General features: G+C 68.1%; 27 protein-coding genes. 18 read left to right on the forward strand and 9 right to left on the reverse strand.

What is annotated here, in order from left to right; all coding sequences use genetic code 11:
• Positions 1-572: 572 nt before the first annotated feature.
• From BCF44_RS23920 to BCF44_RS23940, 5 genes are all read right to left on the reverse strand, one after another.
• Complete coding sequence (locus BCF44_RS23920) at positions 573-2,714, reverse strand: cell division protein FtsK (RefSeq protein WP_116176881.1); 2,142 nt, start codon at positions 2,712-2,714, stop codon at positions 573-575.
• Between the two features lie 47 nt (positions 2,715-2,761).
• Positions 2,762-3,487, reverse strand: coding sequence for a hypothetical protein (locus BCF44_RS23925; protein WP_246015479.1), 726 nt, complete (start codon positions 3,485-3,487; stop codon positions 2,762-2,764).
• The gene (locus tag BCF44_RS23930) at positions 3,484-3,819 is read right to left on the reverse strand and encodes a hypothetical protein (protein WP_116176593.1); all 336 of its coding nucleotides are present in this window, start codon (positions 3,817-3,819) and stop codon (positions 3,484-3,486) included. Before BCF44_RS23930 ends, BCF44_RS23925 begins: the two co-directional genes overlap by 4 nt.
• Positions 3,816-4,163, reverse strand: coding sequence for a WhiB family transcriptional regulator (locus BCF44_RS23935; RefSeq protein WP_170217709.1), 348 nt, complete (start codon positions 4,161-4,163; stop codon positions 3,816-3,818). Before BCF44_RS23935 ends, BCF44_RS23930 begins: the two co-directional genes overlap by 4 nt.
• 449 nt (positions 4,164-4,612) lie before the next feature.
• Complete coding sequence (locus tag BCF44_RS23940) at positions 4,613-6,202, reverse strand: helix-turn-helix domain-containing protein (RefSeq protein ID WP_342775635.1); 1,590 nt, start codon at positions 6,200-6,202, stop codon at positions 4,613-4,615.
• A 160-nt stretch (positions 6,203-6,362) separates the two neighbouring features.
• Between BCF44_RS23940 and BCF44_RS59280 the strand changes: the two genes are divergently transcribed.
• The 7 genes from BCF44_RS59280 (at position 6,363) to BCF44_RS23975 (ending at position 10,526) form a co-directional block, all read left to right on the forward strand.
• Positions 6,363-6,803 (forward strand): Imm1 family immunity protein, encoded by a 441-nt coding sequence (locus tag BCF44_RS59280; protein WP_116176596.1) that lies wholly within the window; start codon positions 6,363-6,365, stop codon positions 6,801-6,803.
• A 70-nt stretch (positions 6,804-6,873) separates the two neighbouring features.
• Entirely contained in the window at positions 6,874-7,152 is a 279-nt protein-coding gene (locus tag BCF44_RS54805) for a hypothetical protein (protein ID WP_147328611.1), read from the forward strand.
• Entirely contained in the window at positions 7,149-7,295 is a 147-nt protein-coding gene (locus BCF44_RS55625) for a hypothetical protein (RefSeq protein WP_170217711.1), read from the forward strand. The genes BCF44_RS54805 and BCF44_RS55625 overlap by 4 nt, the downstream gene beginning before the upstream one ends.
• Positions 7,295-7,585, forward strand: coding sequence for a hypothetical protein (locus BCF44_RS23950; RefSeq protein WP_147328612.1), 291 nt, complete (start codon positions 7,295-7,297; stop codon positions 7,583-7,585). Before BCF44_RS55625 ends, BCF44_RS23950 begins: the two co-directional genes overlap by 1 nt.
• Before the next feature lie 50 nt (positions 7,586-7,635).
• A complete protein-coding gene (locus BCF44_RS23955) occupies positions 7,636-7,944 on the forward strand; it encodes a helix-turn-helix domain-containing protein (protein WP_116176598.1) in 309 nt (102 codons plus the stop codon).
• Complete coding sequence (locus BCF44_RS23960) at positions 7,941-8,480, forward strand: hypothetical protein (protein WP_147328613.1); 540 nt, start codon at positions 7,941-7,943, stop codon at positions 8,478-8,480. Before BCF44_RS23955 ends, BCF44_RS23960 begins: the two co-directional genes overlap by 4 nt.
• 1,287 nt (positions 8,481-9,767) lie before the next feature.
• Complete coding sequence (locus tag BCF44_RS23975; protein ID WP_170217712.1) at positions 9,768-10,526, forward strand: GAF and ANTAR domain-containing protein; 759 nt, start codon at positions 9,768-9,770, stop codon at positions 10,524-10,526.
• 108 nt (positions 10,527-10,634) lie between these two features.
• Here the strand turns inward: BCF44_RS23975 and BCF44_RS54810 are convergent, their stop codons facing one another.
• Positions 10,635-11,426: a hypothetical protein gene (locus tag BCF44_RS54810; RefSeq protein ID WP_147328614.1), complete on the reverse strand. Its 792-nt coding sequence runs from the start codon at positions 11,424-11,426 to the stop codon at positions 10,635-10,637.
• A gap of 865 nt (positions 11,427-12,291) precedes the next feature.
• Here BCF44_RS54810 and BCF44_RS23990 point away from each other — a divergent pair.
• Positions 12,292-13,080 carry a radical SAM protein gene (locus BCF44_RS23990; protein ID WP_246015483.1) on the forward strand — a complete coding sequence of 263 codons (789 nt, stop codon included), beginning with the start codon at positions 12,292-12,294 and terminating at the stop codon, positions 13,078-13,080.
• Here BCF44_RS23990 and BCF44_RS23995 read toward each other — a convergent pair whose 3' ends face one another.
• Positions 13,081-13,899, reverse strand: a complete 819-nt coding sequence (locus BCF44_RS23995; RefSeq protein ID WP_116176605.1) for an SAM-dependent methyltransferase — start codon at positions 13,897-13,899, stop codon at positions 13,081-13,083.
• 219 nt (positions 13,900-14,118) lie between these two features.
• On the opposite strand from BCF44_RS23995, the gene BCF44_RS24000 reads away from it, so the two are divergent.
• The 5 genes from BCF44_RS24000 (at position 14,119) to BCF44_RS24020 (ending at position 17,318) form a co-directional block, all read left to right on the forward strand.
• Complete coding sequence (locus tag BCF44_RS24000; protein ID WP_116176606.1) at positions 14,119-15,024, forward strand: helix-turn-helix domain-containing protein; 906 nt, start codon at positions 14,119-14,121, stop codon at positions 15,022-15,024.
• A gap of 136 nt (positions 15,025-15,160) precedes the next feature.
• Complete coding sequence (locus tag BCF44_RS24005) at positions 15,161-15,334, forward strand: DUF397 domain-containing protein (RefSeq protein WP_116176607.1); 174 nt, start codon at positions 15,161-15,163, stop codon at positions 15,332-15,334.
• The gene (locus BCF44_RS24010) at positions 15,331-15,669 is read left to right on the forward strand and encodes a hypothetical protein (protein ID WP_116176608.1); all 339 of its coding nucleotides are present in this window, start codon (positions 15,331-15,333) and stop codon (positions 15,667-15,669) included. Before BCF44_RS24005 ends, BCF44_RS24010 begins: the two co-directional genes overlap by 4 nt.
• Before the next feature lie 213 nt (positions 15,670-15,882).
• Positions 15,883-16,884, forward strand: coding sequence for a lysylphosphatidylglycerol synthase transmembrane domain-containing protein (locus BCF44_RS24015; RefSeq protein ID WP_116176609.1), 1,002 nt, complete (start codon positions 15,883-15,885; stop codon positions 16,882-16,884).
• A gap of 92 nt (positions 16,885-16,976) precedes the next feature.
• Positions 16,977-17,318 (forward strand): DUF4259 domain-containing protein, encoded by a 342-nt coding sequence (locus BCF44_RS24020; RefSeq protein ID WP_116176610.1) that lies wholly within the window; start codon positions 16,977-16,979, stop codon positions 17,316-17,318.
• Here BCF44_RS24020 and BCF44_RS24025 read toward each other — a convergent pair.
• Positions 17,300-18,496: an RNA polymerase sigma factor gene (locus BCF44_RS24025; RefSeq protein WP_246015486.1), complete on the reverse strand. Its 1,197-nt coding sequence runs from the start codon at positions 18,494-18,496 to the stop codon at positions 17,300-17,302. The genes BCF44_RS24020 and BCF44_RS24025 overlap by 19 nt on opposite strands.
• On the reverse strand, positions 18,493-18,831 hold the full coding sequence (locus BCF44_RS24030) for a YciI family protein (protein WP_116176612.1): 339 nt from the start codon (positions 18,829-18,831) through the stop codon (positions 18,493-18,495). The genes BCF44_RS24025 and BCF44_RS24030 overlap by 4 nt, the downstream gene beginning before the upstream one ends.
• 125 nt (positions 18,832-18,956) lie before the next feature.
• Here BCF44_RS24030 and BCF44_RS24035 point away from each other — a divergent pair, with 125 nt between their 5' ends.
• Genes BCF44_RS24035 through BCF44_RS24055 form a run of 5 tightly spaced genes read left to right on the forward strand, consistent with a single transcriptional unit; the run spans position 18,957 to position 24,751 of the window.
• A complete protein-coding gene (locus BCF44_RS24035) occupies positions 18,957-19,568 on the forward strand; it encodes a TetR/AcrR family transcriptional regulator (protein WP_116176613.1) in 612 nt (203 codons plus the stop codon).
• Positions 19,565-20,356 carry a TIGR03084 family metal-binding protein gene (locus tag BCF44_RS24040; protein WP_116176614.1) on the forward strand — a complete coding sequence of 264 codons (792 nt, stop codon included), beginning with the start codon at positions 19,565-19,567 and terminating at the stop codon, positions 20,354-20,356. The genes BCF44_RS24035 and BCF44_RS24040 overlap by 4 nt, the downstream gene beginning before the upstream one ends.
• Positions 20,353-22,014 carry an acyclic terpene utilization AtuA family protein gene (locus tag BCF44_RS24045; RefSeq protein WP_116176615.1) on the forward strand — a complete coding sequence of 554 codons (1,662 nt, stop codon included), beginning with the start codon at positions 20,353-20,355 and terminating at the stop codon, positions 22,012-22,014. The genes BCF44_RS24040 and BCF44_RS24045 overlap by 4 nt, the downstream gene beginning before the upstream one ends.
• Positions 22,011-23,153 carry an acyl-CoA dehydrogenase family protein gene (locus BCF44_RS24050; RefSeq protein WP_116176616.1) on the forward strand — a complete coding sequence of 381 codons (1,143 nt, stop codon included), beginning with the start codon at positions 22,011-22,013 and terminating at the stop codon, positions 23,151-23,153. The genes BCF44_RS24045 and BCF44_RS24050 overlap by 4 nt, the downstream gene beginning before the upstream one ends.
• Entirely contained in the window at positions 23,153-24,751 is a 1,599-nt protein-coding gene (locus BCF44_RS24055; protein WP_116176617.1) for an acyl-CoA carboxylase subunit beta, read from the forward strand. Before BCF44_RS24050 ends, BCF44_RS24055 begins: the two co-directional genes overlap by 1 nt.

Here is a 24,751-nt window from a genome sequence, read left to right on the forward strand (position 1 = left end):
ACTCGAAAATTGTTCGAATGTCTCTCGACTTGGCTTCATCGAAGAATCCTCTAGCTTCTAGTCTGTCAAGAAATCTGTCGGTCCAAAGATCCTGCTGTGTCGCTGTCGACGACCGCCGCTGCGGCGGCAACGCACTGGGCCTCTCTGACTTGGCCGCAGGGCGTTCGGATGCGTCGCCCGGCGTGTTACCCCTCGGGTGGCGTGCCAGTCGCTGTGCGGGCGGCTGAGACCGTCGCGTGGAGGTGCGCGGCCGAGGCTCGGATACCTGGTTTCCGTCCGACGGCTCTGCCGTGTCAGTAGGGCTGGTCGGTTCGGCTGAGGCATGGTCGGCACTCCCGTGCGTGTCTGTGGTGGTCGGCTGTGACGGCGTGCGGGCTTCTGTCGCAGGCGGCCTAGTTCGCCCCGGTTCGGGGACGGATGGACGGGTTGGTGGTCTACCTGACCACCCGTCCCGGACCGTGTTTTCGCAGCTCAGAGGTTGTGAAGACCCGTCCGTGCCACTTGGGACGGGTGGACGGGTTGCGGGCCGGTTTGGGACGGGTTGCGTGGCGGCACCGGACGGGTTGCCGGGGCTACCTGCCATCGTCGTCACCGGCCCCGTAGTCGCCAGCAGGGGCGCGAGCTGCCGCAACCGCCGCCCGGATGGCGGCTGTGTGGTAGCCACGCACCCGCCGTTCCGTCCCGTCGTCTTGAGGTGCGTAGTCGCGCGCTGACTGGCACCCCAGTTCCCGCATCTGCCGGCCGAACGACGTCGGCTCAGCGCTGAGCGCCTCGACCAGTTCGGCGGTCGGCACGAACTCCCGTTCGTCGATCTCCTCTCCGAGATACTCCACGACCGACGCCAACGGTTCCGGCAACGCCGGGTCGTCGGCCGGTGCGCCGGTCTCGACTGCGCCACCGGCCCCCAGCGCCTTGACCACGGCCGCCGCGTCGATCGCCTGCGTCGTGAAGTCGCCGACGGCCTGACCGGCCAACGTGCCGGCAACCTCCCGCAACGCCCGACCCCGGGCGCAGACCTCCCGCCATTGCGCATTTGGCATGTAGTAGGTGCGCACCGTCATAGCGAGCACCTCGGCACCGGCGTCGGTCTCGCCGTCCGGTCGCAGGATGCCTACGCCCTTGTGCGAGGGCAGCAGGGTCGAGGCGTCGTAACCTCGGGTGTTCATCTGCTCCCCGAGCACGATGTTCGAGTCCCGCCAGTCCATCACCCGCAACGCCAACCGCGACCCCAGCACCGCCCGCAACCGGGACGGGATCGTGGTCGAGTCCGGTCGTTGCGTCGCCAGGATCACCACGATGCCGGCTGCCGGGCCCTTGCGTGCGAGGTAGGTCAACAGGTCCGCGATGTACTCCCCGAGAGTCATCTTCTTACCGCCAACCCGTTGCGGCGTAGGGTTTTCCAGGAAAACCTGCACCTCATCGATGACTACCGCGGTAACCGGCATTCCCAAGTGGACATCCCGCGAGATCGTCGGCGTGATCTTCGACTCCGGGCACAGCTCATCGTCCAAAGTGGCCATTCGGGCGAACCGAGCCTGAACCTCCGCCACCAACCCAATCAAGTTGTCCCGCAACACTTCCGCGTGCTCCAACTCGTCCCCGCACACGAACCGGTACGCCACCTGCTCCGCTGCTTCCCAGTCCTTTCCGCCCTTCCCGTCGAACAGGTACAGCCGCGTGTACGGGTCCAACACCAGGCCGGCCACCGCGTTGCGGGTCGCGAATGTCTTGCCCTGCCTAGGAATCGCACCCACCAGAAGCGACGTCCACACGATAGGAAGATCAATGCGGCGCCCACGGGCGTCCCGCCCAAACGGGACCGGGCGCCACACGTCCCACCACTCCACATCCACCAACGGCGACCGCAACGGCGGACCCGAATACGGGTCCTCATCGGCTACCCACAAGGAAACCCGACCCGCGTGGCCGCCCCGACCCCGCACCCGCTCGGCGATCAGCTGAACCTCATCTACCGCCAACGCCGACGCCAACGCGTCCCGATGCTTGATCACGTCCGCCGCTTTGCGGGTCGCCGGCAGGTCGACAGTGATCGCCCATCCGTCGCCGACCCGGGCGGCCCGTTCCACCAACCGAAGTGACTCGTCCTTGCCGATCAGCTTGGCGTCACGGAACGCGTCTACCAACACCTGCGGGTCCATCGTCCACGTCAGCGTGCGCGGCCCGGACAACACCGGTTTGCGCCCGGGAGAACCGTCCTTACGTCGCCCAGCGATCGCCAACGCCACAGCCGTCACAGCACTGGCGACCCACAGTGCACGATCACCGAACATCAGATCGGCGACCAGCAGCGCGACCGCTGCGGCCGCGATCACCGCGCCGGTGACCTTCCACCGGAACAACGTCAGTGCGCGGATCTCCACGAACTTGTCCGACAGCTTCTCGGCCTGCTCGGCGGCGTCGCGGTAGTCGTGTACGCGAACCCATCGACGCCAACCGCGCAACGCGACGACCAGGCCCCGGGTGACCGCGCCGACGAACCGCCACGGGCAGCGCAGTAGCCACACCACGGCGTCCTTGCCGCCTTGCCGCGCGGCGTGCTTGCTCTTGAATACGGCCGGCACGTGTCGTGAACGCTGCCACCAGTTCATGAACCGCCGCGTGAACGTCGGGCGCGGCGCGGGCGGATTCTCGTCCACCAGCTCCCCGTCATAGACCGGCCCGAACCGTTCGACATCCTGGGTCCGCGCCGCCACCGGAAGCGCGTTCGCGGCGGCCGTACCGCCCTTCTCTTGCGACGTGGTCACTGGGCGGCCTCCGCCCCGTTCACGGCCGCCTCAGCCCGCAACGCGGCCGCCAAGCGTGACGAGAGGCCCCGAGAACAGCCGGTGGCCTCCCGCACCCACGCGGGCGTCACCACCACGTCCGGCGTCCACGCGGCACGGGCCGCCGTCAGGTAGTCCCCGAACGACGTCCGCCGCACCGCCGGCACCGACTCAGTCTCGGCCGGTACCGGCACCTCGGCGGCGGCCGGCACCGATGGCGGCATGGGGGCGTTCATGAACGCTGCCGCGATCGCCTGCCCCAACTTGTCCCGCAAGTCGGTGACTGCCTCGGCCGCGACGAACACCACCAGCGGCGGCACCGAATGCAGTACCACCAGCGCGGGGGAACAGGCCGTGAACGCCTGCCACGTGTTCATCACGTACGTGGCCGCGAGCGTGAACCACTTGGCCGCCCGCACCCACCCGCCGGTCCGCACCCGGTACCGGGCGGTCACCTGCTCCGCCCGCAGAATCGCCAACAGGACCAGCGACACCATCGGGTCCAACAGCCACGCCGTCCACCACGGCAGCGACCACACCAATGCGCCGTTCGCGGCGAACTGCTGCACGTTGGCCATCGTGAACGCCAAACCCAACAGGATCCCGGTCCAGCACAGCCGGTCCACCTCGGCGGCGACGTGCTCGACCGGTTCGGCCCCACCGGCGGCCGATACCGGCCGCCGGCCCTGCTGTGTCTCGGTCATCGGCGACCACCGCCCCGACGGCGCGGCATGTCGTGCGTGGTCACGGTCAACGCCTTGGTGATCGTGTACGACGCGAACAACGCCGGCAGACCCAACACCGTGAGCACCAACCACAACTCCGGGCCATGGGTGAGCACAACCCACTGAACCCCGCCGATCAGACCGGCGGTGAACAGCACCCGCCCGAACAGCGACACCAACCGCGCCCCCGACCGCGCCGCATCCGCCGCCGCTTTTGCGCGGCGGGCACCGGTCCGCCAGACCAGTAGCAACACCAGCAGCGCGCCGACACCGGCCATGATTTCCACCGGGCTCAAGCTGATCGTGGTCATGACCGACCACCCGCCCGTCCGGCGTCGTCGCGCCGGTCACGCCAGTGCAGGTACACCGCGCGACGGCCGGCAGCGCTCAACGGGCCCCACACGCTCCCGATCGCGTAACCGTGGGTCCGAAACTCCCACTCCAAACACTCCCGCTGCACGGGGCACCCGGCGCAGATCGGCGCAGCGAGCTCCCGATCCGCGCCGTCGTCGCCGGTCCACTCCGGCGTGCCGCCGCTGGTGGCCAGCCAGCCACACGCGCCCTGGTAACGGACGGCGTGCTCCAGTGCGTCTTCCGAGACGGCGGCGTAGTCGTCCAGCTCGGCCGCGACGTCTGCGAAATGCTGATCGTTCATCGGGACGCACCCCCGACCGGGCGGTCCGCCAGATGCGCGATGATACAAACGGGGACCATCAGGCGGCCCCTCCGCCGAACCACCGGCAGCCATCCGAGCCGGATGGCGCGGCGCACGCTGGCTTCGCTGCGACCGGCCAGCGCCGCTACTTGGGCAATAGAAATCAGGTCAGAACGCGAAAACTTCATTGTGATTATCCCTTGCTTGACGGTTCCGGCCCGTCGATTTGCGGGCCGTTGCCATCAAGTAAGCCGCCGGACGGCGGTAACCACTATGTCGCGCAGAGAATACCGTGATGTCGGAGTAGGAATACCCCAGGTTGAGCGCACGTTAAGAGGCGACGATATTCTCAAAAAGAATATCGCAGCCCGTATATGCTTGGTGGGGATGTTGATCTACGCTTCAACTTGAAGCGCCAGCCAAGTGTGCTGCTCGGCGGCGTTGTTGATCTAGTGCCCGGCGATAATCTCACGCAGTAGAGCGCGGAACTCGCTGCCAGCGTTGGGCCCGTAGGTCTCAAGCTCATGCGCTAGCTCACTGCCCACCATGATTAGCGAGGGGAGGCTCTGGCGGTTGCTCTGTAGCGCCGCGATGCCCATCGTGTTCGCCGCTTCGATGTCGCCCTTGCGGGCGGCAATCACGGCAAGGGTAAGCTGCGCTTCCTGGCTCCTCATTGGAGAGGTGACGACACCGTCCGGGGTCACGCTACGTCGGATCACCTCTTCTGCGTTCCGCTTCGCTAGCTGATCCTCGCCAACGATTCGATAGGTGTCCATCGCGTAGAAGTCCCACTTGTCCGGGTCGACAACGAAGTGGTTCTCGGGTCGTTCCGGATAAGGAAGTTTATCGAGTAGCTCGCGTCCACTCTCAAGTGCTGTGTGAACCTCGCGCGGCATGCCCATTCGTGCATAGGCTTTCGCCTGTTGCCCGTAAAGCTGTACGGCCACCGATTGTGAGGGTGCGAGTGTAGCGCCCGTCTCTGCTGCCGAAATCGCCGCGCGATAATTTCCGGCGGTCAGGTGGAACCACGAAAGCATCTCGTAGCCCCATCCCACAATTGCCATCTCGCCGGACTCCCTGCCCAGTTCAAGGGCCATGCGTCGTGTTGCCTCGGCCGAGCGCGCATCCCCCAGGTCGTACTCAAGGCACCCGACGAGAAGCGCCAACATGCCCGCCTCGTTCAGTATGTCGCGATGCTGGGCAAGGGTGAGGCGATTGTCAAGCAAGTCTGTTACCTTGCTCAGCCAATCCCTGCTGGTGTCCATTAGTTCGCGGGCATCCCTGTGGGCGTAGTCGCAACACAGCTGCTCGACCGTAATTCTTAGTGCGTCCAGCGTGGCCGGATTGATTGAGGACGACCGTACGCGCTGGATCAGTTCGAGCGTATCCATGCCGGTGTTTGCGACAAGGATTTCATCTCTGCTCTGAGCGACTACTACGGCACCATCTTTTGGGCCTGTTTGCTGGCCTGGGATTCGCAACCTGCTTTGCCCTGGAAAGTCAAACCACAGCATGTGCTGTGGAAGGTGAAGCGCCCTTGCGTAGTTGCGTAGTGTGTCGAGGTTTTGCTCAGGTTTGCCGTTTTCGAGCTTGCTCACCTGCGCCTGTGTCAGACCGAGCCAACGGCCGAGTAGCTCCTGGTTCAGCGCCTTGCCGAACAATTGAAGGTGTCGCGGGTGATTTCTGTACGCCCGAAATACCCTTCCGATATGCTGGCTATCAAACGCGGCGCGAAATTCGGGGGTCTCAAAAAACTCGTCCCTGAGCTGGGCAGGTGGGGTCCGCAGCTGGTCACGCTGCTCCCTGAGGCATCGGCCGCATAGGCGCGCGGTGTTGTCGGCCGCGAGGTGCGCCCCGCAGCCCTGGCACAGACGTCCGCCGCCTGATGTAGCGGACTGCTGTTCCCCCTGGTGGCCGAGTGAACCCATGTGATCTCCGCGCCTCCCGCCGACATCCCCACTGACCAGCGTACATAGCGTCGCGAGTGCCCACCAGTGGGGTGAAGTCGGGGCGCCGGGCCGGCGTCCCGACCTCGGCATATTCCGGCTGCGACATAGCCCATGCTCAGATCGATATAGACCTTCGCTCTAGTCGCCGAAACCATCAATATCTGCAATTAGCTTGACGTGGCCTGACGAGACGTGAAGGAAGAGTCTAAATGGAGTTGGCGAATGCCGGTTCGGTTGACGACCGGCACACATGATTGTCACAGCGTCGCTTACCACGGGCTTGGCAAGGGTGTCCCGCGGCTTGGCTGAATCTCGCGCCTTGATAGAGGAGATTCTTAGTGTTGAGCACGCCAACTGGGAATCCACGCTCGCTGTCGGTGATGTGGAGTTTTACAGCAGCAAAGAAGGTCCTTACCCCAATAGTCAGATGCGTGTCAGCGCTTCGCCGTCAGCGGGCTACGCGGCTCTCAACTATATGGACCACGACGATCCGCAGCACCCAATTTTCAACTCGTTCAACCCGAGGCGGCCGCTACCGGAAGTCTTCTTGATCTTCAACGGCAGTACCGGGGCTGTATTTCCTCGGACCGCCGCCATACCGATCGTGGACGCTCGGAGAGCTCTGGTCGAGTGGATCGAGACACGTACTCGGCCTACTTGTATCGAATGGAGACCTTTCGACCTCTACTAGCCGAACGATATGTCAGCCAGGAAGTGGGATCGTGGATGCATTGGGATTATTCGCCGTAAGGAGGTCGGCGGTGGTGAACGTGCCTGAGTCGATGGTGACGCGATGGGAGGGCGTCTACCGCTATTACGAGCAGGCAAACAAGGTCGCCGGTTCTGGTCGGGTGAACGCCGTTGTTGTGGCGGACATGGTGCGTGCCTCGCGAGAGGTGGCGGCGGCGTGGCGAGTTTTCACGCGGGTGGATGGCTTGCCGTGGTGGGTGGTGGCTGCGGTCACCACTGCGGCTCAAGCGTTCGACACGCAGGCTCGCGAATGGGAGCGGCGTTTGCCTGAGCGAGGTGATCAGCCATGAGCGACAACAAGAGTCAACAGTCCACCGTGGAAGTTCTGGCCGATGCAGGACTGGAGGCATTGGCGACGACGTGGCCGGTGGCGGAAACGGGTGAGGAGATGGACGACATTGTGGACGGTACGGGACCCGGGGGTGATCAGTGATGGCTCGTGATCATCTGGCACCACAGGTCGCCGTGCCCGGTGTTGATGCACGGGTGCCGGTGGAGAACTTGGCCGGTGTGGTGTTCGAGTACTCGCCGGATCGTCGGCGGCTGCGGGTCCGGGTTCCGGTGGCGTCCAGCGGGGTCGTGGTGGATCTGTCGCGGGCGGCGGCGCTGGATCTGGCCGAGAAGATCGGTGCGCGGGCAACGGAAATGGCGGATCCGGAGGTCCCCGTCCAGCAGTGCGTGTCCTGGTCGGAGATCCTCGGGGGAACGGAGAGAGGGCAGTGACGCAGCGGTCGGCGTGGTCTGCCGTCTGGCCGGCATCGTCGGTGGGTGCGATGTGCGGACTGGCCAAGGATGAAGTCGATGCCCCCGCAACGGATCCGTTGGCGGAGTTGGCCGGCACCCTCGGCACGGAGGTGCGGGAGGTGCGCGAGGGGTTGGGATGGTCGCGGTGGCTGCTCACCTGCTACTCCGGCACGTCGCGGTCGTTGTTGACGCGGCTGGAGGAGGGCACGGCGCTGCCGTCGGTGGCGGCGTTGACGCGGCTGGCCTCGGCGATGGGCAAGCGGGTGTGGATCACGCTGGTGGACGAGCGGGAGGCGCTGCCGGCGCGCGCTCAGGAACGGAAGGTGAAGGGCGAGTGAGCGGGCAGCGTAAGGCGGACATGGTGGAGGCCGGAATGAGGTCAGCGCGGCGGCGTGTGGACGCGCTGGATCTGCTGATGATGTTGATGGACAGCGACTACGTTCCCGCCGGAACGTCGACGGCTCGGGTGCAGTGGTGGTGTTACTTGTCGTTCGTGGCCTCGGGTCTGGGAGCGACGACGAGGCGTGTGCGGTCGATGTTCATCGGTGAACTGGACACGTTGAACACTCGGCTGGACGGCCAGTATCCGCACCTGCAAGGCGAAGAACCGGCGAACGCGGAGGAACTGGCGGGCATGTCGGCGGGGGATCTGCTGGCGTGTCTGCTGGAGATGGACGGCGAGCCGGACGACCCGGAGGAGTTCGTGTCGTGGGCGGTGACCCGCCGTCACGTGTTGGGGCTGATCGAGGACCGGTTGGCGCTGTGCTGTGAGGCGTGGGAGGGGCTGGAGGCCAACGCCGATCAGCGGAGCCGGGCGGCGCTGCGGGTGAACGCACACAGCGAGCAGCGATCGGGCACGCGAACGGGGTTCTAGTAGTGGTGGGCGGTGGTGGGCGGTTTTCCCGCTGTGGGGGCGCGCGTAGTGGCGCGTGATAAGCCGGGGCAGGCGCGGCGGGATGCGCAACGCGATATGGCCGCAGAAGGGTTTGCCCCCAAACGGTGTCAACACTCGAACTGTGACTACAGCTACAACTTTCCTGGGGATGGCACCGAGGACGTTACCAAGACCTGCACCGACTGCTTCCAGGTATGGAAGTGGACGAACGGCAGGCGGAGCTAGGCTCCTTGGCTTGATACGCCCCCGCGTTCGGTACGCCGAACACGGGGGCGTCCTGTTTCCCTTCTACTGCAACGGTTTGTACCCTGCCGGTAGGCCCGTGAGTGCCTTGAATGGCACTGGCGCGGTTACGTCCCACACGGGCTCTTGCTTGGTGTTGACCAACGTGGTCGACACGCGCGCTAGGTGTACACCTTGGTTCGTGAGCCCCTCGTCCAGCAGCAACGCCGCCAGCTCGGTGCCTGCGTCGATCCCGTTGGCTCGGATGAACAGGGCGCAGCTTCCACCCCACCCCACCGCCGCAAGCGGGACCATCGTCTGTGAGTGCACCCTGCACGGTACGGGCGGATTGACCGGGCGCGTTGTGATCATGGTGTCGTTGACGTCTGTCAACCGGTCCTGACCTGCCCTTACTTGGTGCTCATCGAACATGTGTGCGAGTATTACCCCTTGTGTGACACCTCCGCCACCCCCGCTGGCGTCACACGTGGGTGAGGGTCGTCTCGGCAGCCTCCGAACCGTCTGGGACGACTCTGAGGGAGGCGGGTTCTGCGGCTGGGGAAGCGGCCGCAGAACCCGCCTTCCGGTGGCGTGTCGGGTAAGGGTGCTGAACAGAGAGTGATGACGATGGCCGGGAACCCCTGGGACACACGCCCCGTGTTGGAGTTGGACATCACGGCGGCCAAGGTGTTCGTGGAAGTGTCGACCCAATCGCCGAAGCAAGGTGGACGATGGTTGGTGTTCCCAGACGTGGTCTGGTGGGAACTTCCTGACGGTGGTGGGTACCGGAAGTCGGTCTACGCGCCAGACTCCTTCCCTGGCAAGGGCTTCACGTCGGCGGGATAGTTGCAGCAGCACGACACCACCGCCACACACTTGCGGCCGCAGGGCTTCCGGCGTTTCATGCCGTTCAGCTGTGCTCTACAGTGCCGAAGGGCCCTCGCCCGGTGGCTGCTGTCGGCCGCACGATTGGTTGGTTCCTCACCGAAAGGGGGCGACACCAGGTGCCCACCCAGACGCTGCGGCGCTTGTGCACGCGGTTGCGTGGGGCTGCCGCGCAGAGCACGACTCCCTGGCCCCGCTGAGCACGTGCACAGCGATCGGTATGCCGCGATTGCCGCCGCGATCGGCAGGCAGGCCGCCGCCGAGGGGGTGCCGGTTGGGATCAGACACATCTGCCGGGCCTGCGCCCAAGTGGTGGGCGTTGACGGGGTGAGCTTCTGCACTGCCGGGGATCTGGGCGCGGCCGAGCCGGTCTACGCGACCGGCGTCGGCGAACGTGCGGTGGAACTGGAGGTCACCGTCGGCCGGGGGCCAGGTGTGCAGGCATTGGTCACGGGCGAGGAGGTGCTGGTCGGCGACCTGACCCGTCGCAGCTGTCGGGAGCGCTGGCCGGTGCTGGTATCGCAGCTGGCGCCGTTGGGTGTGCAGGCCGTGTTCGCCTTTCCGCTGGTCATGGGCGAGGTGACAGTCGGGGTGCTGGAGCTCTACCGCGTCCGTCCGCTGCCGCTGAGCGCCGACGAGGTCGCCGACGGGCGTGTGTTCGCCGACTACGCCTTGGCGGCGCTGTTGGGGGGTACGGACGATGAATCATCTGGACATCACCTGGACGGCATGCTCGCGGGCTCGTTGGCTCAGCAGTGGGCCCGCGTTCACCAGGCTGTGGGTGTCGTGTCGACGCAGTTGGGAACCGGGCTGACGCCGGCGTATCAGCGGTTGCGGGCGCACGCGTTCGTCACCGACCGTCCGCTCCGTGAGGTCGCCGATATGGTCCTGGAAGGTTGGCTCCGCTTCACACGGTAACCACGCTCGCTAGGGGCTGGCTCCTTGCCGCCGTGTGTCGACGGGCGGACGCTCGCCAGCCATCGGAAGGTGCTGCGGCCGATCGAGATCACGGGTCTGGACCAGCTTCTACCGCTGGCATGCCGTGTAGCTGACGATGAGGTATCCGATCTGTTGCTGGCGTTCCAGTTCGAGGCGGCCGACCCGAGGGCCGGGGGGCGGCGCATCCCGATCACCGAGTACTCCGGACCAGTCCAGTTCGCATCCGTCAGCCACAACATGTTCGCCGCCACTCGCAGACAGGGCACTCCCCGGGACAAAGGGTGAGTTGTACCGGTCGTGGTCAGTGACGCGCGTTGCTAGCTGGCCGACTGCCGTTGCGCAGTTCGGCGCACCGATCGAGTTTGCGAACTGCGCGGCGGCCGTGGGTGAGAACAGAGGGCAGCCCCGCAAAGGGGCGTTCTTGGCGATCGCGCCGACGAGGGCCAAAAGCACCTCGTTTGGCGTGTGGGGCAACGCATCGGCAGCCTCGAATCGTTGTTGCTGCTCGGCTTGCTGGCGCTGCTGCTCGGCGGTGTTGCGTTGTTGGATGTCGTAGCCCAAGCCGCCGGCTATGCCAGCGATGAGGCCGGCTGCACAGAGCGTGACCACGAACGCGCTCAGCCGCCGCGTTCGGAGCAGGTGGATTACGGCGATCGCCACAGCGGCCGCGCCGAATGCTAGGGCGCATGCCCAGGGTCCGGCATCGTTGGCCAGCCATCCCGTCGCGACCACGCCCGCCGCATACGCATCCCACCCGCGCAGTAACCGATCTATGCGCGCCAGCCGTGCCACTAGCCAGCCGCCGACGATGATTGCGGGCTGCCACCACGACCAGCCAGCGAAAGGCACCAACAACGCCGCCACTACGATTAGCGCCATGGCGGAATCACGCCGGGATGGCACCTTTAGCCGACGGTGCGCTACCGGCTCAGCCGGGAGGTGGTCAGGTGTTGCCGTCCCTCCACTGTGCCCCGCGACCGCGATCGACGCTCGCTGATTTCGCAGGTAGACAAGCCCAGCGCTGTAACTGCGGCTACCGTGGACGGCGTGGAACGAGTCCGTAGGGGGCGGGTGCTGCTACCGATCGGTATAGCTGTGATGGCGCTGGTCGGTGGTGGGTACTACTTCGCGGACACGGTCTTTGCCCCCGCAGACAATGGGGACAACGGGGTTCCGCCTGGTGCTGGCGTGCCACTACGCGGGCCCGCAAATCCGGTCTACGCGGTCACGTCGGTATATGCGGCGATTGCTGCCGGAGATCCCGGCAAGGTGTGCCCCGACCTGTTCACAGACCAAGGGCGCGCACAGTTCGCCCATGACATAGGGGCCGGGGCTGCGACGTGTGACGACGCAGTGCGGGCAGCAGCCACGAAGGTCACGAACGGCGATGCTTACGCTGGTCTCAGCGTGCCGTTGAGCGCGGTGCACCTGGTCGGGGCGTCATCGGCCACCGTCTACTCTTGCGCGGTCGACGTCAGTGGAGGCCCGAAGTTGGGTGCCTTCGTGCTCGCCAACACCACCAACGGATGGATCATCGTTGGGCATCAACCCGACCCGGATCCTTGTCCGCAACCCGTTGGGGGATAAGCGAAACTGTGCGCGGCGCACGCCTGAACGCCGCAGATGCGCGGTGTGATTCTGGCCCCAAACGGGTGTGTGTCCTTGCGCGGACCACAACTGTTTCGCCCGCAATACGCACACCTATCTGGATCTGGATTCCGGGCACGACTTCGACAGTCAGGTCGTGGTGAAGGTCAATGCCGCGGAAGTGTTGCGCGCCAAGCTCTCCTCGCCGCGCTGGACTCGTGAGCACGTCGCGATGGGCACCAACACCGACCCCTATCAGCGGGCCGAGGGCCGCTACCAGCTGATGCCCGGCATCATCCGGGCGCTGGCCGATTCCGGCACCCCGTTCTCCATTCTCACCAAGGGCACCACGATGTCCCGGGACATTCCGCTGCTGGTGGAGGCGAGCAAGCGGGTGCCGGTCGGGCTGGGGGTGTCGATCGCGTTGCTGGACAAGGAGGTCCACCACACCCTGGAGCCCGGCACGCCGAGCCCGCAGGCGCGGCTGGAACTGGTGCGGCGGGTCACCGACGCGGGCCTGCCGTGCGGTGTGTTCATCGCGCCGGTGCTGCCCGGGCTCACCGATTCGGCGCAGCAGCTGGACGACCTGCTCGGCGCGATCGCCGAGGCCGGCGCCACCGGCGTGACCGTGCTGGCCCTGCATCTGCGGCCGGGCGCCCGGGAGTGGTTTGCGCAGTGGCTGAAACGGGAACACCCGTCATTGATCCCTGGCTATCGCCAGCTCTACGGCAACAACAGCTACGCGGACCGCCGCTACCGGCGGCGGCTCGCGGAACTCGTGAAACCGTTGGTGCGCAAGCACGGTCTCGAGCCAAAGGTCGCGAGGGACGCCGCCACCGGCGTGCCCGGCGCGGAGGACGACGCGACCTGGCCATCTGGTGCGCTGCCGGTCGACTCGGTGGCCCCTGTCCACCGAGTCGACCAGGAGCAGCTCACTCTGTTGTGACTACGGCTTGCGGGCGATGCCGCCGACGATGCAGTACTGCACCGGGTCCAGCGGCTTGAGCTCCGGGCCGTCCGGCCACCACCGCGCGCACTCCACGACGCCCGGCTGGACCATCTCCAGGCCCGGGAACAGGCCCTCGATCTGCGCCCGGGTGCGGAACACGCCGCTGCCCATCGGGCTGTGCACGAACACGTCCTCCATGCGGCGGGCGAGCTCGCTGTACTCGTCGGTCTGCGGGTCGTAGAAGTGGCTGATGCCGACGTACGAACCCGACGGCAGGGCATCGATGTAGGTCTGCATGATGTCCTGCGGCGACCTAGCGCCGTCGTAGTGGTGGATCGTGCCCATGTGGAACAGGGCCAGCGGCTCGTTGAAGTCGATGTACTTGCGGACGACCTCGTCCTGGAGCACCTGCTCGGGCTCGAAGATGTCCGCCGCGCTGAAGTGCGTCTGGTCGTTCTCCTCCAGCAGCGCGCGGCCGTGCGCGATCACCACCGGGTCGTTGTCCACGTAGACGACCTTGGACTCCGGGTTGATGCGCTGCGCCACCTGGTGGGTGTTCTCGGCCGTGGGCAGGCCGGAGCCGCAGTCCAGGTACTGGGCGATGTTGGTCTGGCTGGCGATGAAGCGGGTCGCACGGATCAGGAACGCCCGGTTGTCGTAGGCCAGCAGCGCGGCCTCCGGGGCGACCGACTTGACCCGCCGGAACACCTCCCGGTCGATCTCGTAGTTGTCCTTCCCGTTGAGAAACGCGTCGTAGACCCGGGCAATGCTGGCCTTGGTCGTGTCGATGTGCACGGGGGCTTTGGGAACAGGCATCTCCGCCTCGCAGACCGTCAGGGTGGCTCCTCCGACCGAGCGAGTAAGCCTATTGGTGCGCGGGCACTGCGGTAAACGGCGGTGCGCTGTCGGCTCGTACCCTGGTCGGTGTACGTTGAGTAGTCGGGTTCGCCGGCAAAAGGCCCTGATGGAAGCACCTGGGGAGGGGCCGGAAAGCCGGGCGGATCCGGGTGCAGAGGGCGTATGGGAGGAGCCGTAATGGCCGCGATTGACCCCACCAATTCATCCGAAAGTGGTAACGGCCGCTCGGTTGAACACGGTGCTGGGCCGACCGCACGGCGCATCGTGCTCGGTTCCCAGCTGCGACGGCTGCGGGAGGCGGCGGAGATCACCCGCGCCGACGCGGGCTACGCGATCCGCGGCTCCGAGTCCAAGATCAGCCGGCTCGAGCTGGGCCGCGTCAGCTTCAAGGAGCGCGACGTGGCCGACCTACTGTCGCTGTACGGGGTGGACGATCCCCGCGAGCGCGAGGTTTTCCTGGACATGGTGAAGCGGTCCAACGAGCCCGGCTGGTGGCACCGCTACACCGACCTGATGCCCGACTGGTTCCAGGACTACGTCGGCCTGGAGGAGTCCGCGTCCCGCATCCAGACCTACGAGGCGCAGTTCGTGCCGGGCCTGTTGCAGACCGAGGACTACGCGCGGGCCATCGCCACCCGCGGCCGGCCCGAGGCGGCCAGCGACGTCGTCGAGCGGCGGGTGCGGCTGCGCATGAAGCGGCAGGAGCTGCTGACCAGGGCGAACTCGCCGCGGCTGTGGGCGGTGCTGGACGAGTCGGTGCTGCACCGGCCGATCGGCGGCAAGGAGGTGATGCGGGCCCAGCTCAAGCGGCTGATCGAGTACACCAAGCGGCCGAACATCACCATCCAGGTGGTTCCGTTCGATCTGAGCGGGTACGCGGCCGAGGGATCGTTCACAATGCTGCGCTTCGCCGAGCCCGAGCTGCCCAACCTGGTCTACATCGAACACCTGACCGGGGCGCTCTATCTGGACAAGCGCCAGGAGATCGAGCAGTACAGCCGGGTGGTGGACCGGCTGATGGTCGACGCCGAGACGCCCGAGCGCACGCGGCGGTCGCTCAACGAGGTCATGGACGCCCTTTAGGCCCCGACCCGAAGATCACCCCACCGGCCCAACTTGCGACGTGTTCAGATGCACGTGCATGTGGCCGTGCTAATGTGACCCAACGCTCAGATGCACGTGCAGCTGCAAGCTCGAATGCAGGTCTGGAGGTGGGAGCATGGACACCGCGATCCGCGACGGCGTGTCCGCCGGACGCCTGGGGCCGGCGGTCGGGTTCACCCCGCCGGTCGCGACGTGCGCCCCCCGCTTCCCGGCCGGCCCGGCGCTGGTCCACACCCGAGCCGAGACCGCCGCGTTCGTGGCCGGCGCGAAGGATGGCGAGTATCGATGACTTCCTCGACCGAGGCACCCAGCTCCACCGACCGGCTGCTCAGCGAACTGGTCGACCGAGGATTCCGGTTCATGCACCCTCGCAACCCCGAGGGACACGTGGTCGCGGTGATCGGCGTGCGCGCCCACCACAACGTCATCGACGTGGTGTGGCTGCGTGGCGAGGACGACGTGGTGGCCAGCCGGATGCCCGGCGAGGAGACCAACTACCTCACCCCGAGCCGCATCACCTGGCGCTCCGCCGGCACCGCCGCGGAGGTGCTGTCCGAGCTGGTCGGCCTGCCCGACGACCGCACCCCGGGCTCGCTGCTCGTCCACCACGCCGTGGCCAGTTGAGGACTTTCTGACGTCGGACCTGGTCGGCCGGTCCGATGACCGTGCCCCGGGCTCGCTGCTCGTCCGCCACGCCGTGGCCAGTTGAGGACTTTCTGACTGCGGACCTGGTCGGCCGGTCCGATGACCGCGCCCTGCTCGTCCGCCACGCCGTGGCCAGCTGAAACCTGGTGACGCCGCCCGGCCGCCGAGCTGGGCTCGAACTACCATCGCCGCATGACCGCGGTGCGCCGAATCAAGATCGTGGCCACCGGTCTCGCGATCGCCCTGCTCGCCGTCGAACTCTGGTACGGAGCGCCTTCTCTCGCCTCCGCCCTCGCTCATCTCCGCACCCCGAACTGGCCGCTGCTCGGCCTCGCGGTTGTCGCCGATCTGGGCTCCATGGGCCTTTTCGCCCGCATGCAGCGCCGGCTCCTGCGGTCCGCCGGCACGCTGGTGCCGATCCAGCGCGCCGTCGCCCTCGCTTATGCCGCCCACTCGCTGAGCGTCACTCTGCCGGGTGGTCCCGTCTTCTCGACGGCGTTCAACTTCTCGCAGATGCGCCGGTTCGGGGCGACGCCGGCGGTGGCGTCCTGGGCGGTCGCCGTCAGCGGCACGCTGTCCACCGGAACCCTGATCCTCATCGGCGCCGTCGGCGGTGTGCTGGCCCGCGGCCACGGCTGGCCGGCGCTGGCCGGTGACGTCGTCGTGGCGATCGGCCTCGCCGTCTGCCTGCGTACGTTCGTGCAGCACCCGAATTGGCTGCTCTGGTTGTGCGGCAAGGTATTGACGGGTTTTGCCCGCCTCACCGGGCGGTCCGTGGAGCGCGGCACGCGGCTGGTCGGCGGCGCCGTCGAGCAGCTGTCGGTGATCCGGATGTCCACTCGGGACCTGCGGGTGGCGATGGCCTTCGCCGCCGGCAACTGGCTGCTGGACGCGGTGTGCTTCGGCCTGTGCTGCCTCGCCGCCGGCGCGCAGGGCCTGACCATCGCGCAGATCTTCATCGCGTACACCGCCGGCATGGCCGCGGCCAGCGTGCCGCTGGTGCCCGGCGGCCTCGGCGTCGTCGACGGCGCGCTCGCGCTGGGCCTGACCGCCGGTGGCACCCCCGTCGACGACGCCATCGCCGGCGTGATCCTGTACCGGCTGATCAGCCTGGTGCTGGTGATCGGCGTCGGCTGGGTGCTGTGGGCGGTGCTCAGCCGCCGGCCGGCCGCGCTGTCCGAGATCACCGACTGAACCGACCGCGCCGCTTGATCGTTCGGATTGTCAGGGGTCCCTGGTTGGATTCGTTCGGGGGCTGCTCACCATCGGATGATCAAGGAGAACACGTGGGCGCATGGGGTCCGGGTCCGTTCGACAACGACGACGCGGCGGACTTCGTCGACGAGCTCGACGGGCTGGACGAGGGCGACCGTCGAGAGTCGCTGGTCGCCGCGCTGACGGCCGCGGCCGACGAGGAGGACTACCTGGACGGTGGCGTCGCGTCGATCGCGGTCGCGGCGGCGGCCCTCGTCGCCGGCGGCGAGCACGACGACCTGGGCGAACTCGCCGAGCAGGCGCTGGTCCGGGTGCTCGGCGACGACTCCGAGCTGGCCGAGCTGTGGGCCGAGGCGGACGGCGGCGCGTGGGCGGCGGAGATCTCGAAGCTCCGTCAGGCGCTCAGCTCCTGACGCCGCCGCGTCAGGAACGCCCGCTCCGCCGCGTTTTCCGTCAGCTCGATGGCCTTCTCGTAGGCGACGGCCGCCTCGTCGAGACGGTTCAGCCGCCGCAGCAGGTCCGCCCGTACGAGGTGGAACACGTGGTACGACGGCAGGTCCAGCTCGTCGACGAGGGCCAGCGCCGCCGCGGGCCCGGACACCTCGGCGACGGCGACGGCCCGGTGCAGCGCCACCACCGGCGTGGGCGTGAAGTGCAGCAACTGGTCGTAGAGCCGGACGATCTGGTCCCAGTCGGTCGGCGGATCGCTGTGCACGGCGTTGATCGCCGCCTGGATCTGGTACGGGCCGGGTCGCCGCCAGCCCAGGCATCGCCGCACGATGCCCTGCCCCTCGGCGATCAGGTCGGCGTCCCACCGTGACCGGTCCTGGTCCGCCAGCAGCACGAGATCGCCGGCGGTGGTCGTACGGGCGTCGCGGCGGGACTGCACCAGCAGCATCAGCGCCAGCAGCCCCCAGACCTCCGGCTCGTCGGGCATCAGCTCCGCCAGCACGCGACCCAGCCGGATCGCCTCCGTGCACAGGTCGTCGCGGGTCAGGGCGTCGCCGGTGCTGGCCGTGTGGCCCTCGGTGAAGATCAGGTACAGCACCGCCAGCACCGTCTTGAGCCGGTCGGGCAGGTCGGCGTCGCGCGGCACGCGGTAGGGGATGCCGGCGTCGCGGATCTTCGCCTTCGCCCGCACGAGCCGCTGCGCCATGGTCTTCTCCGGCACGAGGAACGCCCGCGCGATCTCCACGGTGGTCAGGCCGCCGAGGAGCCGGAGCGTCAGCGCCACCCGTGCCGCCGGGGCCAGCGCCGGGTGGCAGCAGGTGAAGATCAGCCGGAGCCGCTCGTCGCGCACGGGTCCCTCCTCCACATGGTCGTCGGCGTGCAGCAGCGCCGCCTGCGCGTGCTTGTCGTGCCGTGACGACTCGCGGCGCAGCCGGTCGATGGCCGCGTTGCGGGCGGTGGTGATGATCCAGCCGGCCGGGCTCGGCGGTGGACCGGTCTCCGGCCACTTGCGCACCGCCGTCGCGAACGCCTCCTGGACCGCCTCCTCGGCGATGTCGATGTCGCCGAACACGCGGACCAGGACGGCGACCGCGCGTCCGTACTCCTGGGCGAAGACCTGCTCCACGTTCTCCACGTTCACTGGAACGGACGAACCTCGATCGGCAGCGTGGTCGCGGCGGCCAGTTTGCGCCCCCACTCCAGCGCCGCGTCCAGATCGGGCGCCCGCACGATGGTGAAGCCGCCGAGGTGCTCCTTGCCCTCCACGTACGGGCCGTCGGTCATGCCCACCTCGCCGCCGGTGACCTTGATGACCGTCGCCGTCTCCGGCGGGAACAGGCCGCCGTCGAACACCCAGGCCCCGGCCGCCCGCATCTCCTCGTTGAGCCGGCCGAGCGCCTCGACGATGGGCCCCAGCACCTCGGGACCGGGGATCGGGCCGTCCGGCTGGTACACGCTGAGCAGGTAGTTCTTCATGGCGGTGCCTCCTTGGGGCGGATTCTCACCCCCTACACGAACGGGGCGCATCCCGATCGACACGAACCTCCGCCCAACTAACAATCAGTCTTGACTGTTTGTTAGTTGGGCGGAAGACTCGGCGCATGGCACCGGAGCTGACGCGGCAGCGCCAGGCCGACCGCAGCCGCGAGACCAGGCGCAAGCTGATGGAGGCGACGGTCGACTGCCTGGTGGAGAACGGGTGGTCGGGCACCACGACGACGCTGGTGGCGGAGCGGGCGGGGGTGTCGCGCGGCGCGCAGTTGCACCACTTCCGCACACGCAACGAGCTGGTGACGGCGGCGGTGGAGTACGTCGGCCACGAGAGCGCGGAGCAGTTGCTGCGGCAGTCGGAGCTGGTGGCGAAGGCGGCGGACCGCACCCAGGCGGTGGTGGAGCTGGTGGTGGACTTCTTCGCCAGCCCGATGTTCACGGCGGCGCTGGAGCTGTGGGTGGCGGCGAGGACGGATCCGGAGCTCAAGCCGGTGGTGGTGGAACTGGAGGCCCGGCTGGGACGGCAGTGCCACCGGCTGACGGTGGAGCTGCTCGGCGCGGACGAGAAGCGGCCGGGAGTGCGCGAGACGGTGCAGGCGACGCTGGACCTCGCCCGCGGCCTGGCGCTGGCCAACCAGCTGACGGACGACTCGCGGCGGCGGGCCCGGATCGTCCGGCAATGGGCGTCGATGCTCGACAGCGTGTTGAAGGAGCAGTCATGACGGACATCTCCGCCCTGCTGGCGGATCTGGTCGCGGAGAGCGCGAGCGCCGACGAGCTGGTGGCGGACCTGCCGGAGGACCGGTGGGCGACGGCGGTGCCGGCGCCGGGCTGGACGATCGCGCACGAGGTGGCGCACCTGGCGTGGACGGATCGGCAGGCGGCGCTGGCGGCGACCGACGAGGACGCCTTCGCGGAGACGGTGAAGCGGGCGCAGGCGAATCCGACGGGCTTCGTCGACGAGGCGGCCGAGGAGTGGTCGCGGCGGGACCCGGCGGAGCTGCTGGCGCAGTGGCGACAGGGGAGAACCGAGCTGGCGCAAGCGCTTGGAGGCGTCCCGAGTGGACAGAAGCTGCCCTGGTTCGGCCCGCCGATGGCGCCGGCGTCGATGGCGACGGCCCGGATCATGGAGACCTGGGCCCACGGCACGGACATCGCCGACGCGCTCGGCGTCCGCCGCGAGCCGACGGCCCGGCTCAGGCACGTGGCGCACATCGGCGTGCGGGCGGCGGGATTCGCCTTCCAGGTCAACGGGCTGCCGGCGCCGACCGAGCCGATCCGGGTCGAGCTGACCGGACCCGGCGGCGAGACGTGGACGTGGAACGACGAGGGCGCGGCAAACCGGATCACCGGGCCGGCGCTGGACTTCTGCTACCTGGTCACGCAGCGCCGGCACCGCGACGACCTCGACCTGACGGTGGTCGGCCCGGTGGCGGAGCAGTTCGCACGGGTGGCGCAGGCGTTCGCGGGATTGCCTGGTGCGGGGCGGAAGCCGGGGGAGTTCTCATGACCCAAAGGAATTCAACGCTGCGAATCGGCAATGCCTCCGGGTTCTACGGGGACCGCTTCGACGCGGTGCGGGAGATGCTCGAGGGTGGCCCGCTGGACGTGCTGACCGGCGACTACCTGGCCGAGCTGACCATGCTCATCCTCGGCCGCGACCTGATGAAGGATCCGACCAAGGGCTACGCGAAGACCTTCCTGCGCCAGCTGGAGGGCACGCTCGCAACGGCGGTCGAGCGCGGCGTCAAGATCGTCACCAACGCCGGCGGGCTGAACCCGGCGGGGCTGGCGGCGGCGATCCGCGAGCTGGCCGACCGGCTGAACATCACCGTGACGGTGGCGCACGTCGAGGGTGACGACGTGCGGTCGAAGTTCGACGGATTCCTGACGGCGAACGCCTATCTGGGCTGCTGGGGCATTGTCGAGGCGCTGAACGCGGGCGCGGACGTCGTGGTCACGGGACGGGTGACGGACGCGTCGCTGATCGTCGGACCGGCGGCGGCGCACTACGGCTGGGCCCGCGACGACTGGGACCGGCTCGCGGGGGCCACCGTCGCCGGGCACGTGATCGAGTGCGGCGCGCAGGCGACCGGCGGCAACTTCGCCTTCTTCACCGAGATTCCAGACCTGCTGCACGCCGGCTTCCCGATCGCGGAGATCGAGGCCGACGGCTCGGCGGTGATCACCAAGCACGCCGGCACCGGCGGCGCGGTGACCACGGAGACCGTGACGGCCCAGCTGCTGTACGAGATCGGCGGCCCGGACTACCTCGGCCCGGACGTGGTCAGCCGCTTCGACACCATCGAGCTGACGCAACTGGGCCCGGACCGGGTCGGCATCAGCGGAGTCAAGGGCACACCTCCGCCGCCGGACGTGAAGGTGTCCCTGAACCGGCTGGGGGGCTTCCGCAACTCGATGACGTTCGTCCTGTGTGGACTGGACGTGCAGGCCAAGGCGGACCTGGTGAAGCGCCAGCTCACCGAGCGGATCGGCGCCGACGGCGTGACGTGGAGCCTGGGCACGGTGGCGCAGGACGAGCCGCGCACTGAGGAAGCGGCCAGTGCGTTCCTGCACGTGACGATCAAGGACGCTGACGGCAAGCGATCGGGACGAGTGTTCTCGCAGGCGGCGGTGGAGCTGGCGCTGGCCTCCTACCCCGGATTCCACGTCACCGCGCCGCCGAGCGATGCCACGCCGTTCGGGGTGTTCTCGGCGGCTTTCCTCTCACAGCAAGCGATTGCGCACACGGTCGTGTTGCCGGACGATCGGCGTGTCGAGGTGACACCGCCGCCGCAGACCATGCCGGCGGCAGCACCGAAGAGCGTCGAGCCCGACGGTGAACCCGTTGCCACCGAGCGGTTCCGCATCGGCGAGCGGTTCGGGGCGCGGTCCGGTGACAAGGGCGGCGACGCCAACCTCGGCGTCTGGGCCCGTACCGACGAGGACTACGCCTGGCTGTCGCAGACGTTGAGCACCAAGTTGCTCAAGGAGCTGCTGCCGGAGCTGAAAGACCTGACGGTGCAGCGGTATCCGCTGCCCAACCTCAGGGCGGTCAACTTCATGGTCCGCGGCCTGCTCGGCGAGGGCGTCGCGGCCAGCACCCGGTTCGATCCCCAGGCAAAGGCGCTGGGGGAGTGGCTCCGATCGGTCGAGGTGAGCGTGTGAGTCCCTGGGACACCCCGGAACGCCGACAGCTGCGCGACACCGTGCGCGCGTTCGTCGAGCGCGAGGTCCGCCCCAATTTGGACCAGTGGGAGCGCGACGGCGAGCTGCCGAGAGCGCTGCACCGCAGGGCGGCCGAGGTCGGCCTGCTCGGCATCGGCTTCGACGAGAAGATCGGCGGCAGCGGCGGCGACCTGCTCGACACCGTTGTGGTGACGGAGGAGATGATCCAGGCCGGCGGCTCGTCCGGGCTGATCGCGGGCCTCATGACGCACGGCATCGCCATTCCACACATCGTCGCCGCCGGCGACGCCGACCACATCGAGCGGTTCGTCAAGCCGGCGCTGGCCGGCGAGAAGATCGGCTCGCTGGCGGTCACCGAGCCCGACGGCGGTTCGGACGTGGCCTCGCTGAGGACGAAGGCGGTTCGCGACGGCGACCACTACATCGTCAACGGCAGCAAGATGTTCATCACCTCCGGCACGCGCGCGGACTTCGTCACCACGGCCGTGCGGACCGGCGAGGCCGGCTACCAGGGCGTGAGCCTGCTGGTGATCGAGCGCGGCACGCCCGGCTTCACCGCCAGCCGCAAGCTGGAGAAGATGGGCTGGCACTGCTCCGACACCGCCGAACTGTCCTTTTCGGATGCCCGGGTGCCGGTGGTCAACCTGGTCGGCCCCGAGAACGGCGGCTTCCCACAGCTCATGCAGCAGTTCCAGGTCGAGCGGCTGTCGCTGGCCGTGCAGGCGTACGCGACCGCGCAGCGCTGCCTCGACCTGGCCGTGGACTACGTCCGCAACCGCGTCACCTTCGACCGGCCGCTGATCAGCCGCCAAGTGGTGCGGCACAAGCTGGTCGAGATGACCCAGCGCACCGCGCTGGCCCGCGCCTACACCCGCGAGGTCGCGGTGAAGGTGGCGGCCGGCGAGGAGGTCATCGCCGAGGTGTCGATGGCCAAGAACGCCAGCACCGACGCCTGCGACTTCGTCGTGAACGAGGCCGTGCAGCTGCACGGCGGCGCCGGCTACCTGCGGGAGTCCGAAGTGGAACGACACTACCGGGACGCGCGCATCCTCAGCATCGGCGGCGGCGCCCGCGAGGTGATGGCCGAGCTGGCCGCGCGCAGGATGGGATTCGCCTGATGACAGCACTGAAGTCCACCGTGGACGCGACCAGCCCGGAACACAAGGCCAATCGCGAGGCGCTGCTGGCCAAGCTGGCCGAGCTGGACGCCGAGCACGCCAAGGCGCTGGCCGGCGGCGGCCCGAAGTACGTGGAGCGGCACCGCAAGCGCGGCAAGCTGCTGGCCCGCGAGCGTATCGAGCTGGTGGTCGACCAGGACGCGCCGTTCCTGGAGTTCTCCGCGCTGGCCGCGTGGGGCAGTGACTACCAGGTCGGCGCGAGCGTGGTCACCGGCATCGGCGTGGTCGAGGGCGTCGAGTGCCTGATCGTGGCCAACGACCCGACGGTGCGCGGCGGCGCGAGCAACCCGTGGACTCTGCGCAAGACGCTGCGGGCCAACGACATCGCGCTGGCCAACCGGCTGCCGGTGATCAGCCTGGTCGAGTCCGGCGGCGCGGACCTGCCCAGCCAGGCCGAGATCTTCATCCCCGGCGGCCAGATGTTCCGCGACCTCACCCGGTTGTCGGCGGCCGGCATCCCCACCGTCACGGCGGTGTTCGGCAACGCCACGGCCGGCGGCGCGTACGTGCCGGGCATGTCCGACTACGTGATCATGGTCAAGGAGCGCTCCAAGGTGTTCCTGGGCGGCCCGCCGCTGGTCAAGATGGCCACCGGCGAGGAGGCCGAGGACGAGGCCCTGGGCGGCGCGGACATGCACGGCAAGGTCTCGGGCCTGGCCGACTACGTCGCGGCCGACGAAGTCGACGCGATCCGCAACATCCGCCGCGTGGTGGCCCGCCTGAACTGGCGCAAGCGCGGGCCGGAGCCGAAGGCCGACGTCCGCGGGCCCCGTCACGACGCCGAGGAACTGCTCGGCCTGGTGCCGACGGACCTGCGGATTCCCTTCGACCCCAGGGAAGTCATCGCGCGCATCGTCGACGACTCCGACTTCGACGAGTTCAAGCCGCGCTACGGCGACAGCCTGGTCACCGGCTGGGCCAGCCTGCACGGCTACCCCATCGGCATCCTGGCCAACGCCCGCGGCGTGCTGTTCAGCGAGGAGGCGCAGAAGGCGACGCAGTTCATCCAGCTCGCCAACCGCGCCGACACGCCCCTGCTGTTCCTCCAGAACACCACCGGCTACATGGTCGGCGCGTCCTACGAGCAGGCCGGCATCATCAAACACGGCTCGATGATGATCAACGCGGTGTCCAACTCCAAGGTACCGCACCTGACCGTGGTGATGGGCGCGTCCTACGGGGCCGGCAACTACGGCATGTGCGGACGCGCCTACGCGCCCCGGTTCCTGTTCACCTGGCCGAACGCCAAGTCGGCGGTGATGGGGCCGGCGCAGTTGGCCGGCGTGCTGTCCATCGTCGCCAGGCAGGCCGCCGCGGCGAAGGGCCAGCCGTACAACGACGAGCACGACGCCGCCATGCGGCAGATGGTCGAGGGCCAGATCGAGTCGCAGTCGCTGGCACAGTTCCTGTCCGGCCGCCTGTACGACGACGGCGTGATCGACCCGCGGGACACCCGAACCGTGCTGGGCCTGTGCCTGTCCGCGGTGCACAGCAACGACGTCAAGGGCGCCGAGGGCTTCGGCGTCTTCCGGATGTGA

The organism is Kutzneria buriramensis (assembly GCF_003387475.1).
Taxonomy (GTDB): Bacteria; Actinomycetota; Actinomycetes; order Mycobacteriales; family Pseudonocardiaceae; genus Kutzneria; species Kutzneria buriramensis.

What these genes read in the sequence shown, in the direction of transcription:
- BCF44_RS23925 (WP_246015479.1), bottom strand. Translation starts at nt 3,487, where the DNA reads ATGACCGAGACACAGCAGGGCCGGCGGCCGGTATCGGCCGCCGGTGGG.
- BCF44_RS23930 (WP_116176593.1), bottom strand. Translation starts at nt 3,819, where the DNA reads ATGACCACGATCAGCTTGAGCCCGGTGGAAATCATGGCCGGTGTCGGC.
- BCF44_RS23935 (WP_170217709.1), bottom strand. Translation starts at nt 4,163, where the DNA reads ATGAACGATCAGCATTTCGCAGACGTCGCGGCCGAGCTGGACGACTAC.
- BCF44_RS23940 (WP_342775635.1), bottom strand. Translation starts at nt 6,202, where the DNA reads ATGCCGAGGTCGGGACGCCGGCCCGGCGCCCCGACTTCACCCCACTGG.
- BCF44_RS59280 (WP_116176596.1), top strand. Translation starts at nt 6,363, where the DNA reads ATGATTGTCACAGCGTCGCTTACCACGGGCTTGGCAAGGGTGTCCCGC.
- BCF44_RS55625 (WP_170217711.1), top strand. Translation starts at nt 7,149, where the DNA reads ATGAGCGACAACAAGAGTCAACAGTCCACCGTGGAAGTTCTGGCCGAT.
- BCF44_RS23950 (WP_147328612.1), top strand. Translation starts at nt 7,295, where the DNA reads ATGGCTCGTGATCATCTGGCACCACAGGTCGCCGTGCCCGGTGTTGAT.
- BCF44_RS23955 (WP_116176598.1), top strand. Translation starts at nt 7,636, where the DNA reads ATGTGCGGACTGGCCAAGGATGAAGTCGATGCCCCCGCAACGGATCCG.
- BCF44_RS54810 (WP_147328614.1), bottom strand. Translation starts at nt 11,426, where the DNA reads ATGGCGCTAATCGTAGTGGCGGCGTTGTTGGTGCCTTTCGCTGGCTGG.
- BCF44_RS23995 (WP_116176605.1), bottom strand. Translation starts at nt 13,899, where the DNA reads ATGCCTGTTCCCAAAGCCCCCGTGCACATCGACACGACCAAGGCCAGC.
- BCF44_RS24000 (WP_116176606.1), top strand. Translation starts at nt 14,119, where the DNA reads ATGGCCGCGATTGACCCCACCAATTCATCCGAAAGTGGTAACGGCCGC.
- BCF44_RS24005 (WP_116176607.1), top strand. Translation starts at nt 15,161, where the DNA reads ATGGACACCGCGATCCGCGACGGCGTGTCCGCCGGACGCCTGGGGCCG.
- BCF44_RS24010 (WP_116176608.1), top strand. Translation starts at nt 15,331, where the DNA reads ATGACTTCCTCGACCGAGGCACCCAGCTCCACCGACCGGCTGCTCAGC.
- BCF44_RS24015 (WP_116176609.1), top strand. Translation starts at nt 15,883, where the DNA reads ATGACCGCGGTGCGCCGAATCAAGATCGTGGCCACCGGTCTCGCGATC.
- BCF44_RS24030 (WP_116176612.1), bottom strand. Translation starts at nt 18,831, where the DNA reads ATGAAGAACTACCTGCTCAGCGTGTACCAGCCGGACGGCCCGATCCCC.
- BCF44_RS24035 (WP_116176613.1), top strand. Translation starts at nt 18,957, where the DNA reads ATGGCACCGGAGCTGACGCGGCAGCGCCAGGCCGACCGCAGCCGCGAG.
- BCF44_RS24040 (WP_116176614.1), top strand. Translation starts at nt 19,565, where the DNA reads ATGACGGACATCTCCGCCCTGCTGGCGGATCTGGTCGCGGAGAGCGCG.
- BCF44_RS24045 (WP_116176615.1), top strand. Translation starts at nt 20,353, where the DNA reads ATGACCCAAAGGAATTCAACGCTGCGAATCGGCAATGCCTCCGGGTTC.
- BCF44_RS24055 (WP_116176617.1), top strand. Translation starts at nt 23,153, where the DNA reads ATGACAGCACTGAAGTCCACCGTGGACGCGACCAGCCCGGAACACAAG.